Source organism: Idiomarina sp. T82-3 (genome assembly GCF_001577655.1).
In the GTDB taxonomy this organism is placed as follows: domain Bacteria; phylum Pseudomonadota; class Gammaproteobacteria; order Enterobacterales; family Alteromonadaceae; genus Idiomarina; species Idiomarina baltica.
Genome location: NZ_LSBQ01000001.1, coordinates 100,104 through 112,434, shown reverse-complemented (window position 1 = coordinate 112,434; position 12,331 = coordinate 100,104). Strand labels below are relative to the sequence as shown.

At 46.5% G+C, this 12,331-nt stretch carries 13 protein-coding genes; 1 reads left to right on the top strand and 12 read right to left on the bottom strand.

What is annotated here, in order from left to right; all coding sequences use genetic code 11:
- Nucleotides 1-14 precede the first annotated feature (14 nt).
- From AWU56_RS00495 to folE2, 4 genes are all read right to left on the bottom strand, one after another.
- On the bottom strand, nt 15-1,019 hold the full coding sequence (locus tag AWU56_RS00495; protein ID WP_286681470.1) for an adenosine kinase: 1,005 nt from the start codon (nt 1,017-1,019) through the stop codon (nt 15-17).
- Nucleotides 1,020-1,068: 49 nt separating this feature from the next.
- Nucleotides 1,069-2,019 (bottom strand): cobalamin biosynthesis protein, encoded by a 951-nt coding sequence (locus AWU56_RS00490; RefSeq protein ID WP_286681469.1) that lies wholly within the window; start codon nt 2,017-2,019, stop codon nt 1,069-1,071.
- A 24-nt stretch (nt 2,020-2,043) separates the two neighbouring features.
- Nucleotides 2,044-2,628 (bottom strand): DUF2726 domain-containing protein, encoded by a 585-nt coding sequence (locus AWU56_RS00485; protein ID WP_286681468.1) that lies wholly within the window; start codon nt 2,626-2,628, stop codon nt 2,044-2,046.
- Between the two features lie 123 nt (nt 2,629-2,751).
- The gene (gene folE2, locus AWU56_RS00480) at nt 2,752-3,678 is read right to left on the bottom strand and encodes a GTP cyclohydrolase FolE2 (protein ID WP_286681467.1); all 927 of its coding nucleotides are present in this window, start codon (nt 3,676-3,678) and stop codon (nt 2,752-2,754) included.
- 188 nt (nt 3,679-3,866) lie between these two features.
- Here folE2 and AWU56_RS00475 point away from each other — a divergent pair, with 188 nt between their 5' ends.
- Entirely contained in the window at nt 3,867-4,220 is a 354-nt protein-coding gene (locus AWU56_RS00475; protein ID WP_286681466.1) for an Hpt domain-containing protein, read from the top strand.
- Here AWU56_RS00475 and arcA read toward each other — a convergent pair.
- The 8 genes from arcA to AWU56_RS00435 all read right to left on the bottom strand — a co-directional run bounded on the left by arcA (nt 4,214) and on the right by AWU56_RS00435 (nt 12,272).
- Nucleotides 4,214-4,936: a two-component system response regulator ArcA gene (gene arcA, locus AWU56_RS00470; protein ID WP_006957035.1), complete on the bottom strand. Its 723-nt coding sequence runs from the start codon at nt 4,934-4,936 to the stop codon at nt 4,214-4,216. The genes AWU56_RS00475 and arcA overlap by 7 nt on opposite strands.
- 113 nt (nt 4,937-5,049) lie before the next feature.
- The gene (locus AWU56_RS00465) at nt 5,050-6,669 is read right to left on the bottom strand and encodes an ATP-binding protein (protein ID WP_286681465.1); all 1,620 of its coding nucleotides are present in this window, start codon (nt 6,667-6,669) and stop codon (nt 5,050-5,052) included.
- 106 nt (nt 6,670-6,775) lie between these two features.
- Nucleotides 6,776-7,795 (bottom strand): class I SAM-dependent methyltransferase, encoded by a 1,020-nt coding sequence (locus AWU56_RS00460; protein ID WP_286681464.1) that lies wholly within the window; start codon nt 7,793-7,795, stop codon nt 6,776-6,778.
- A gap of 3 nt (nt 7,796-7,798) precedes the next feature.
- On the bottom strand, nt 7,799-9,502 hold the full coding sequence (locus tag AWU56_RS00455) for a flagellar assembly protein A (RefSeq protein WP_286681463.1): 1,704 nt from the start codon (nt 9,500-9,502) through the stop codon (nt 7,799-7,801).
- Between the two features lie 80 nt (nt 9,503-9,582).
- Nucleotides 9,583-9,906, bottom strand: coding sequence for an Hpt domain-containing protein (locus AWU56_RS00450; RefSeq protein WP_286681462.1), 324 nt, complete (start codon nt 9,904-9,906; stop codon nt 9,583-9,585).
- A gap of 16 nt (nt 9,907-9,922) precedes the next feature.
- Nucleotides 9,923-10,948, bottom strand: coding sequence for a succinylglutamate desuccinylase/aspartoacylase family protein (locus AWU56_RS00445; protein ID WP_006957040.1), 1,026 nt, complete (start codon nt 10,946-10,948; stop codon nt 9,923-9,925).
- Nucleotides 10,948-11,853, bottom strand: a complete 906-nt coding sequence (rimK, locus tag AWU56_RS00440; RefSeq protein ID WP_006957041.1) for a 30S ribosomal protein S6--L-glutamate ligase — start codon at nt 11,851-11,853, stop codon at nt 10,948-10,950. The genes AWU56_RS00445 and rimK overlap by 1 nt, the downstream gene beginning before the upstream one ends.
- Complete coding sequence (locus AWU56_RS00435) at nt 11,850-12,272, bottom strand: ATP-dependent zinc protease family protein (RefSeq protein ID WP_286681461.1); 423 nt, start codon at nt 12,270-12,272, stop codon at nt 11,850-11,852. The genes rimK and AWU56_RS00435 overlap by 4 nt, the downstream gene beginning before the upstream one ends.
- Between the last annotated feature and the right edge of the window lie 59 nt (nt 12,273-12,331).

Below are 12,331 nucleotides of genomic sequence, written 5' to 3'. Positions count from 1 at the left end.
ATAAAAAATGGGTGTTAAGCGTAGCTTAGCAGCTTTTCTAAAAGTTGCTGTTGACGCTCTTTGCTCAAGCGCGCGCCGAACTCAGTGACAAGCTCTGCTGCTGCTAAACTGGCGAGTCGACCCGCTTGCTCAAGTTCCATATCTTGAGTAATACCGTATAGCATGGCACCGGCAAACATATCGCCTGCGCCGTTAGTATCGACCGCTTGAACAGGAACGCCTGGAATATGAATCTGACGCTCAGAATCAGCAATTAACGCACCTTCTTTACCGAGTGTGATAGCAACGGTCGATGCGCAGTTTAATAAACGTTGTGCAGCGGCGTGTGGAGCCGTCTCACCTGTCAAAAGTTCGGCTTCTTCTCTATTACAGAACATCAAGTCGACACCGCCATCTAGAATTTCATCGATACCATCGCGGAAGTATTTAACCATCGCGGGATCGGAGCAAGTCATGACAATTTTAGTATCATTTTCGCGGGCAACGCGTTTTGCTTCTGCAATAGCTTCACGGGCGATTTCAGAAGTAATTAAGTATCCTTCGATGTAGAGGTATTTCGCAGCGGCAATTGCCTCAGGATGAAGTTCATGAGTCGACAAATCGGCAGTAATACCAAGATGTGTACGCATTGTGCGCTCGGCATCGGGGGTGACCATCACTAAACAACGACCTGTGGTACCGTCATTATTTTGGCTGGTGAGGTTAGTTTGAATACCGACGTGCTCTAGGTCACGTTGATAAAAATCGCCCGCTTCATCGTTAGCGACTTTACAACAATAAAAAGCTGAGCCACCAAACTGTGCAAATGCGACCAACGAGTTAGCCGCAGAGCCACCGCCACATTGCTTTTTAAGGTCACCCATCGTACTGAGCTCGGCGATCAGTTTATTCTGATCCTCTTCCTCAATGAGTGCCATCATGCCTTTTTCCAAATGGTGTTTGGCTAGGAAGTCTTCGCTGACTTCAAATTCCTGATCGACGAGTGCGTTGCCGATGCCAATTACATCAATGGTTTTCATAATTACTTTCGGTTGCTTATTAGGGCGCACAGTATATACGAACTCGACCTCAGGGTCGATAAATGAACAAAACCAAACACAGAAAAACCTGCATGATTATTATTATATCGAGCCAAATACCTGTTAAATAAAGCTTATTTTGTACTATTTGGGGTGAAAGAGTGCCATCGAAGCGTGTACGACTGAGCCGTTTATGGTGGTATTTTTGCGGGCCACCGAGACTCAAGTTGTACAACCGACTTTGTGAATCTAACCACATAAACGCACCGAGCGACAAGCCTTGACCTTGTCGTAGCGCCACTGCTGGACGTCTTCTTATGAGCCAAAGCCACGGTCGTAAAAGTAAGGCAGGTACGACTAAAACCAGTGATTCAATTGTCTGATAGAGCACTTGAGCGGCGCGACCAAAGTGCTGGTAGCATGGGGCGGGCACAGGCCATAAGTGATGGCATTCGATAATTAGGCGTATCGCGAGTGCGGCGATAGGTCCCGATACGTACCAAGCAAGTAAAGGCGCGAGTACATTAACAACGAGAATCCGCAAACGAACCTCAAAAATTGCCTTGGCGAGGCCTATTTGACTGAGCTGTTCGCAGTCAAAGGGGACGAATCGACTCACGATAGCTCGAGCGGCACGTTTTTGCCCTTTATTCAGCGCCATAGCGGCGAGTTTTGTCTGATTTAATGTACGTTTGTATTTAATTGCAAACCAAAGCCAGACAACACCGGTTAGCTCATGCAATTCGGCACTCATTTGAATGATGCTCACGGGAAGCAAACATATTAGTAGCAAAAGCCCAAGCAACAAGGCTCCAGCGACAGTTTGCTGGGTGTTGCCGTGGGCTTGGTGACATACCTTATCTGTCAGAAACTTGGCAAACAAGCGGAAGATCGTCAGGGGATGCCAATGTTCTGGCAACGAAAAAAAGCGCTCAATAATGAGCGCTAATGTGGCCAGTACGATAGGGTGATAAACCCAAGAGAGCAAGTGTGCATCCATACACGAAGTCTTACAAATGTCGGCTTAAGCTGCAATAGGTGATTCATGACCGTGCTTGCCATGGTGTTCGCCCGTTGCTGGACGTTGTTGATCACCTGGGATAGCCGCTTTAATATGCTCCGCCTGCTGAATTTTAGCGTGTATATACTGCTTTAACTCTGCCACGCGATAACCCGGTTGGGCTTTAAAGCGGAGAAATGGCAGGCCCGCAGCACCGAGCGCATTCTTCAAAAATAGATTACGTTTTTGCTGGTTCAGCTGTGGCGATGCAGGCTCGAGCTCGATCACGGCTTTGATTTCCATTGTCTCAATATCACACAATACGTAATCGAGGATTCGTTGACTTGCCTTGGTCTGCGCATCCTTTTGAGCAGCGCGAGAAAGACCGCTTTTGACGGAAACAAGATCACTCAAGCGAACTTTGGTAAAAATCCTAAAGTCGTCACTGACGGCTTTATCAAGTAATGTCAAAAATTGTGCTTCTTGTGCTGAGCAAAAAGTGACATCCTTCATCTTGTAAGGATAGGGGACATAGCTTTCTGACATGCGACTCGCAACAACAGCTACAGCAATTAATACAACAACGAACAGTAATAGAATAATTTCCATCGTGACACCTCAACAAAAGTTTGACGGATGATTTGCTGAGATATTTACTGCAACTAGTGTGCCAAAAGTAAAAAAGCTTGGCGGTTGCCAAGCTTTTTAATCGCGCATTCGATGATTTTAGCCTTATGAGCTATAACCACCTTTCACACCTTTAGTGGTCACACTCACTGCGTCATGCGCATGTAATGATTCATAATGATTAACGCGTACCCAGAAGTCTTCAAAGATAGGCATTTGAACAAGACGGTGCTGTAATCTGCGTGATGCATCTTCGCAGAACATCAAGTTCTGCCCATTTAGACGCGCAAACTCTTGCTCATCTTCACGCTTAACCGCTGCTTGAACGGGTGTCTTAAGCGCGTCTTCAATCGCATCGATCAGTGCAACAATCGGGAATTCTTCTACGCTATCGCTCAGCGCTACTTTGACTTGCGCTGTGGAGCGCTGACTGTGTGGCGTTGCAACGATGCCTTCGGTAGTCCCAAGCCATTGATGGATAGTCGCCTTATCAATATGCTCTTGCTCGGCAAACTTTGCATCGAATGCTTCTTGGATAAGTTGACGAGCCAATGCGGCCGAGCATGGGCATGTTGACGAATAGGGCACATCAACCGCCAACTCAAGATTCAGGTGACCTTCATCATAGCGACCTGTTAAACTGACCGGATAGGCTTTCCATCCTTTTTTGCGGCTAATCAGTGATTCACGACGAAGGTGATAATCAAAATCAAACTTGATGAAGGCGCGATCACTGATGTCTTGATGGCTTTCAATAAAGTCACGTAACAATTGCTTCAAAGAAGCGTGACTTAACTCACCTTCGGTTGATAGTTGATCCAAAAGAAGATAAAGGCGAGACATGTGAATGCCTTTAGCTTTTGGGTCTTTTAAATTAACAAAAGCTTCAACGTGAGCTGCAACAGGACGCTCTGATGCGTCAGAAGCTGCAACCATCATAGGTACTTCGATATTGCTCATGCCTACCCAATCTAAGGTCCCTTCAGTCTGGGCCTGTGTTTGGTTGGCTACGTCGGGCATACTGTTCGGCATTCGTTTGGAACTCCGCTCTTTCTTCAATTTATCAAGCATAAACTCTAGGTCCGGTAGTATATCTTAGATAGGGGGATCATTTCATTCCCGAAGCTAAAAATTAATCAAATAAAACCGATTAAAGGTATCGGTTGACTCAATGTACGATTACGCACAGGATAAGGTTTTAGATTCGAAATGGATAACTTATGACAAATTCGGATGTAATCGATACCGAACTGCTGCAACAATACTACGAGTCGCTGGGCGAAGATGGATTAGAAATGACGCTAAAAACCTTTGATCAAGTGATACAGGGTTATGCAAGCCTATTGCACGAAGCCGCGACGAAGAAAGACGAGGCACAGTTGCGCTCACAAGCGCACAAAGTCAAGGGAGCCTGTCGTTCCGTAGGACTCAAGGCTTTGGCCGTATATATGGAAAACCTTGAGAAGGAGTCGTGGGGTTGGCCAACCGCGGAGCAGTGGCTAGTAGAGTGGGCTGACAATGTGATCCCACACCGTCAGCAGATTCAACAATGGCTAGAGCAACAGTCTCATTGAGACTCTTGCTCTACCTCGCCTATAAACCGATAACCTTCACCGTGAATGGTGGTGATTAAATTGGGCGTGTCTGGATGTGATTCAAAATGACGACGAATGCGGCGAATAGCCACATCGACAGTTCGGTCATTAGGACGTAAGTCACGGTCCAACATACGTTTTACGAGTGTCTCACGGTCCAGAATACGGCCAGGGTTCGTTAAGAACAGTTCAAGCGCGCGGTACTCACTCTTGGGCAATCTAAACATTTGATTGTCGGGAGAGTATAAGCAACGGCTGTCACTGTTTAAACGCCAGCCGTGGAAGTTAAATTGTACACTATCGTTATCGACGGGGCTGCTTGAACGTGACGATTCGATACGACGGCACAAGTTACGAACACGAATAGTCAGTTCTTTAGGGTTATATGGCTTGATTAGATAATCGTCTGCACCAAGCTCCAGCGCAAGTAGACGATCATCTTCGCTGTCTCTTCCTGTTAAGAAGATAAGGCCAATGTTATCTCTTTCACGTAAAGACTCTGCAAGCTCGAGACCGTTTTTACCCGGAAGGTTAACATCCATGATAACAACATCGATACGCTCTTGACGCATGATATTTTCCATTTGCAAGCCGTCAGCAGCGTCAAACACTTCATAACCTTCTTGCTGAAAAAGTCGTGTTAATGTTTGGCGAGTAACCACCTCATCTTCAACAATTAAAAGTCTGGCGTTCATAAAGCAATGCGTTCCTAGCAATGAGTTCGAGTGACGAATTAAAATGTATTAAATACAGTTCTATTGATGCCACATTATGACTTTTGTTCAAAAATTTTCAACAAAAACCCCAGTTAAGTTTGATTTTCGCACGATTTGACCGGAAAACGAACAATAAATTCAACGCCGTGATTAAGTTCGCTAAAAAAGTGTATCTGACCGTCTAATACCTGGGTCACTAAGTTATAGACAAGGTGTAAGCCTAAACCACTACCGCCAGAGCCGCGCTTTGTTGTGACGAAAGGATCAAATATCTTTTTACCGATCTCATTAGGAACACCTTTGCCATCATCGCGATAAGTGATTTCGAGTTCGCTTTCACGTCGTTCAAATAAAATGTTAACTTTTCCTTGTTCGCGGCGATCAAATCCGTGCACCATCGAGTTGGTAATTAAATTTATAAGTATTTGGTTCAAAGGTCCGGCTTTAGTGACCACACAAAGTCCTGGGTCGAAACTAATCTCAATTGGAAATTTTTCGATGTCAAGTCGACGCGGCTTAACCGAAATCAGCAAATCGCGAGTGAACTGTTCAATATCAATCGCTCTATCGATTTCAGTAGATTGGTCGACAGCCACTTGCTTAAAGCTTGTTACAAGATCCGCTGCGCGATTTAAATTGCGATAGATAATGGATAGATTTTCTGTGCAGTCTTCAAGAAAGCGAGCAAACTCATTGGTTGAAATGCGCTTTTCATCGAACTTTTCACGCATGACCTCCAGCTTATCTTGTAGCAGCGTTGAAGCGGTGACCGACAAGCCGATAGGCGTATTTACCTCATGGGCTATGCCGGCCACTATATCGCCGAGAGATGCCATTTTTTCCGACTCAACCAGTTGTCCCTGATACTTATGCAACTGTTCGAGTGTGGTGAGCAGTTCCTGGTTTGATTCGCGTAGTGCTTTTGTTCGTTGAGTGACTTGTTGCTCAAGCTCTGCGTTCAACTGACTGGCTTCTCGTTCCGCCTTTTGTTGGCGTAAAATATGATGTTGTACACGCTCGAGCATGATATTGAGGGCATTACCTAATTCATTGAACTCATTAACGCGAGATTCCGGCAAGCGAAGACCGTAGTCTTTGTTTCGCGATATCTGTGACACAATGTCAACGATCCTATCAAGCGGTTGACTTAATATACGGCGTAAACGCAGCGCTAATAATGTGCACATGAGCAGCGTTAATACAAAAACAGTGCACGCGACCGCAATCGAACGTAACTTGAAGAGTCTTAATTCGTCGGCACTTGCGCGCAGATATACGTAACCGACGACTTGACCATCCAGCTGTATCGCTTGGGCAACCTCAATATAATCGTCTTGTAAACGGGGTGCGGTTAATCTTTCTATTTGTGCAAACTTAGCAGGAATGGGGGCGAGCCCTTCCTTGTTATAACTTGAGAAAAAGCTCAAGTCGCCGCTGACAGTATCAATTTTATAGATATGCACATGTTGAATAAATTGGTTGTTGCTCAACGTCGCGAGCCGCCGTTGTTCAGCGGTGTTATCGCTAAATGCTAAGTTTTGCACTGCGTGCGCGGCAATCATTCGAGCATCGGATTCACTGCGTTCCAAAAGTGCTTGACGGTATTGGCTAACTTGGCTGAATAGATTGATACTGAAACCGATAGCAAGGGCGACAACGGTAATCAATAGAACAATGTAGATTAAGCCTCTTTTGAGCGAAATGGTTTGCATTATTTTGCTGTATAAACGACTTTGTTATCCTGTTTAGACTATGTTATCAAATGGTTAATGAGTGTGCATCTAAATATCAATGTATTCAGCGCGAAGATTTGTATATTCAACTTAAGCGTTTGCTTAGTAACACTTTAAACTTGCCATTATCAGCCAGTTCATCACAATGACCGAATACCTGCCGCATGTGTTCTGGCCACGGTAAGAACCGGTTCGCAACAATGACCAGTGTGCCGTTCGGTGCGAGTTTCTTAAATGCCTGTTGAATAAATTGCTCACCAATGTCGTAATCGGTGCGTAATCCGGTATGAAATGGGGGGTTGCTAAGGATCCAATTAAATGACCCATCGCTAAGGCTTGATAGACCGTCAGCGAGTATTAAACGCCCGTGGATGCCAAGCTTCTCCCAGTTCATTTGCGTACTCGCAATGGCCATTGGACTAACATCGGATGCTGTCAGTTCGACGGCGAACTTCTGTGCGACGAGTGCGCCAATGACACCGCATCCACATGCAAAATCAAGCACGTTGCCATGAATCGCCTCGGGCAAATGTTCAAGTAACAATGCAGTACCTGCATCCAGCCGGCCTTGGCTAAAAACTCCCGGGTACGCACTGAATGAGGCAGAAACACCTCGCCAATCCACATCGAATCCACTCAGTGCAGGTGCCTCTGAATCCGTCAACGGCTTTGTTAGGACGCGGGTTTGAAATAGTTGGCAATGATTACCCGAGGCAAGTTTTTGTGCTTTTAAAAAGGCGGGAGGCAATTTTTTTACCAAGCTAGTAACACCGCCGCGTTTTTCGCCGACGATCAGAATGCGAGCGGACGGGGCTTGAAGGGACAGTTGGTGCAGTATCCATTGATTAAGAGACTGCTCCTTCGCAACCACCAACAGTATCAACTGATAAGCCTCGAGCTTTGGGGATAGCGCCTGAGTATAGGCATGTGAATAATGCATCGCATGACCCGCATGCAGACACCACGCGTTGTCGAACAGGGTTGCTAATTGGCTGCCATCGGGGTGTATCACTAAACGCTTATCGCGAGGAGTGGACAGCCACTCTGCATCTTGGTGACGGCTGAGTAGCCGAGCTACGGCATCAGAGGTCGATTGAGCGGGCATAAGTTATCTGAGGATATCCATTCGTAGTTCATGATCTTTAAGTAGTAACAGTGTACCACCTCGATGTTCCTTGATGCGCAGTTTTTTATGATCGTATTCGAGTTGAACACCAGGAAATACCTCTTTTGCTGCCATAATACGCAGTGTCGTATGATTTTTTAGCGAAGCGCGCATAACTTTGAGGTCATTCTGTATACTGCGTAACCTTTCAAGCTCCGACTTAGCGCCCGTTACAAGTGAGTGCTTCAGTGACTTTTGTTGCTCACTATTGGCAAGCGACTGGCAGCGTGTAATACCTTTTTCTACTCTTCTTAAGCGTGAGGTTATCGCGCGTAATTGATGATATAACTGGCTCAGTGCCTGTAAGGTGCTGATTGGTGGCGGTGGTACACTGAGTATAAAGCGAGTGAGTGTCCCTGCTCGAGCGCCCAATTGGCCTGCACAGATGTGGGCACAGGTCTCAAAGGTTCCGCCGATGATTTTTCCTCGAGCCGAGTTATCTTGCCCACCGATAAATGCCTCCCCATGACACACAACATGACAGTGAGTCAGTTGTCGGTCGATAGTCAGCGACTGATTACATTTTAAAAAAGCATACTGTGCATAGGCACACCAGATCGAATCATTGGCATGAAGTTTGGATGATAAGTGGGGGATATAAGCCTCATCACTTTGTAAACGTTGCTCATCTTCTGATGAGATGTGGCCAATGCAACCCTTACGAACGGTAATACTGCCACCAGCGAAAAGGTGAGCGGAATCAACATAACCAGCTACGGTGATATCACCCGTGCATTCAACGCGCATGCCTTCTGTGACGTTACCAGTAACAATAACACTGCCTTTGAACTTCACATGGCCGGTAGAGACATCAACGGTTTTCAGGGTAAGTACATCATCAACACTGGCAGAGTTGTGCGTAAACCAAGGCATCCCTGTGCGTGCGGCAATAATTGTCATTGGGTCATTGTCATCAAAGCGAGCGCCTTCCCCAGGCGCCATGTCAGTATCTTCGCCGTCGAAGGCTTCGATGACATCACCTTTTACCGTGCAGCCGTGGCGACCCTTAGTCGGAGGATGTTTGCGCAGTAAAGGATCACCTTCCAACACCGTGATTTGTTCACCTAAATCACGCATGTCCACCGTTCCATCTTCGCGCGCTTGCGGACGTAAAACACGTTGCCGAGCATCGTCGACCAGTCGTTCAAACCAGGCATTATGCCCATTTTTCGCGGTCACGCCTCGGGCAATAATGGCATCAAAATGACTGCCCGGCTCGACGTTTTTGGCATGGTTGATGATTTTGTCGACCATTTTTCGCTTTATACCCGCTACGACTCCAGCGCCTTTGAGCGCTTCGAGGACATCTTGGCGTTCGATGGGCGTACCGCCTTGTGCGGCGTCACAGCTTAAGGTGGCGGTCATGTGGTCATCGCTGATTATCACGTATAGACGGGCGTCTTCCAGCGTTGCGATACGCTCGGAGTACCGGCTAGAGGGTGTCTGTTCACTCAGTTGCCATTGCTTAAAGTTTTTTATGACTTGTTCAAAGACATTTTCATCAACCAACAGCGCCTCAGCAAAACGGCTCATTTCAAAAGCCGTCTTGATCTGCTCCGCGGTCGTGTCCTTTGCCGATTTTAAAACACTGACGTAGACATCATTGGCGGAGCGCTCGAATTGTATCGCTCTGCTGGACTCTGGCATAACATTTTGTTCGAATGTTTATTGTTATTGTTATATCGACTGATAATAGCGAAAAATAAACAAGATTGCGCTTATTTTAATCAGTTATTTTGTGTTAAGTATTCTTTAATCTCATCAAGGACTTTTGATAACTCAAATTGTATACTGTCGAGTGCTTTTATTCTTGAGTCATCACTCATGCTTGTCCAGTTCTTAAATGCGCTTTCTGTTAGCTCGCTAAGAGACTGAGCACCTATGGTCGCACTCAGTCCTTTCAGAGCGTGGAGTTCTTGATAGAGCCCATCACTTGCGATGCTGTGATGCTGACAAAGGCGATTTGCGTATTGTTCACAAAAGGCCTTTAGCACAGCTTGGTAAATATTCACTTGTCCGTCGCAGTGGCGCAAACCGCGCTGAAAATTCATTGAGCAGTCAGTCATTTCATTCATAAGTTTCAGTAAAAGAATCTATAATATCGGTCGCTTCTTCTAAACTGTCTGACTCGAATTGTGCGATGTTAAATAGTGCTTCGCCTTCGTTTGCAACAGGGATGTTAGTACAGCCGATGATAATACCTGGCACGGGGGAGGTGATCACATCGACATCGTCACCATGCGGGCTGGCAATGTGTGCTAAAACTTGTTCAGGTTGCACTGTTTGCCCGAGTTCAACTTTGCGAAGCACCAAGCCATCTTTTTCGGCGCGTACCCAAGTAGAACGGCTTGAAATGACCGGCGATATTCTTCGGCCTTGGCGTCGTCCTTTAAGCATTTTGAGGTGCTTAAGTACATTAATAACACCAACCACGCCTGAGTTTATAGAGGCATCGTCAAATCGCAGCGCCTCGCCCGCTTCATACAAAATAAGTGGAATTCCTAAACTATTGGCTAACGCGCGCAAGGAGCCGTCCCGCTCTTTTGAATTGAGAATGACCGGAGAACCAAAGGCTTTTGCCATTGCCAAAGCACTCTCGTTATCAATGTCGACACGAATTTGTGGCAAATTACTGCGATGGATGGCACCGGTGTGCAAATCCACAATGTGCGAAGCCTTTTGGACAAGTTCCTCGTTAAAGAGGTGGGCAATACGGGAGCCTAAAGCGCCCCGTTCGGAGCCAGGAAAACAACGGTTGAGATCTCTTCGATCCGGTAAGTAACGAGATTGCTGAATAAAGCCAAATAGATTGACGATGGGCACAACGATGAGCGTGCCAGCAAGTTCCAATGGGTTAATGCGCTGAATGATTTGCCGACAAATTTCGATACCGTTCAGTTCATCGCCGTGAATTGCGGCGCTTAATAGTAGTACGGGGCCTGGCTTAACACCATGAAAAACATCGACTCTTAGGTCGAGCGGCGCATCGTTATATAAACGCGCTGCTGGCAAACGTACATGCTGGTGACTACCTGGCTCAACCCGACAGCCTGCCAATTCAAACACCGCCATACGCGGCTTTCTCGCTGCCATTAGCCGCGTCCCTTAGTGCGCGTTTTATGAGCTTTGGCATTCTTTTCCATGAATGCAATAATTTGACTCGCGACATCTTTTTCGGTCGCCGCTTCAATCCCCTCAAGTCCTGGAGATGAGTTAACTTCCATGACCAGTGGGCCGTGGTTAGAGCGTAACAAATCAACACCCGCTACATTAAGACCCATGGTCTTGGCGGCTTTAACCGCTGTTGCGCGTTCGGCGGGTGTCAGTTTAATCAGTGATGCGCTACCCCCACGGTGTAAATTAGAGCGAAACTCTCCCTCTTTTGCTTGGCGCTTCATAGCTGCGATGACTTTATCGCCGATAACAAAGCAGCGAATATCGGCGCCACCGGCTTCGCGAATATACTCTTGCACCATAATGTTTGACTGTAGTCCCATAAACGCCTCGATAACACTTTCAGCGGCTTGCCGGGTTTCTGCTAAAACGACGCCAATGCCTTGTGTTCCCTCGAGCAATTTAATGACTAGAGGCGCACCACCGACCATATCAATGAGATCAGGAATATCCTGAGGCTGACTCGCGAAACCGGTTGTGGGTAAACCGATCCCTTTGCGAGAGAGTAACTGCAGTGAGCGCAACTTGTCGCGGCTACGGGAAATCGCTACCGATTCATTCAGCGGGTAGGTTCCCATCATCTCAAACTGACGCAATACGGCAGTACCGTAGAAAGTCACGGAAGCACCGATACGAGGTATGACACAATCGTAATAAGGTAATTCCACACCATGTTTATGAATTGATGACTCTCGCGCATTGATGTTCATATAGCAGCTTAACGGATTTAGCACGTCGACGTCATGACCACGCGCTTTCGCAGCTTCGATTAAGCGACGTGTCGAATAAAGTTTGGAATTTCGAGATAGAATGGCGATTCTCATGGGCGCTCTCCTAGTTGATGAGCCAGTTCTGGATTTACCATAAACCGCTTCCGCATAGCTTGTCGACCTAGCAGCATGCGAAACTTCATAGTATCGCGGTTGGTTAAAGTGAGTTCAACGGGTCCATCAAACTGACCAAGACACAGTCGTGTTTTTATGACGTAGCGAACTTCCGTATGACCGCCGGAATCAGTGACTTCACGCTGGTCATGAATAGGGGCTTCAAAGACATGCTCCTCAACACTGTCTTGATGCGGATGAACATGGACACGAAGCCAAGGCTGTTCATCCTTTTCAAAAGGCTCTAATTTGAATGCATGCAAACAAGACGTCTTGGCACCGGTATCAACTTTCATGTGAATTGCATCAATCCCGATGTCGGGCAACTGCCCCCATTCTTTCCAACCTAAAACTTCCATTAAAATCTCCATTCGATATACGCAGCGCTTAATTACACTATATTCAAATAAAGGCAAGA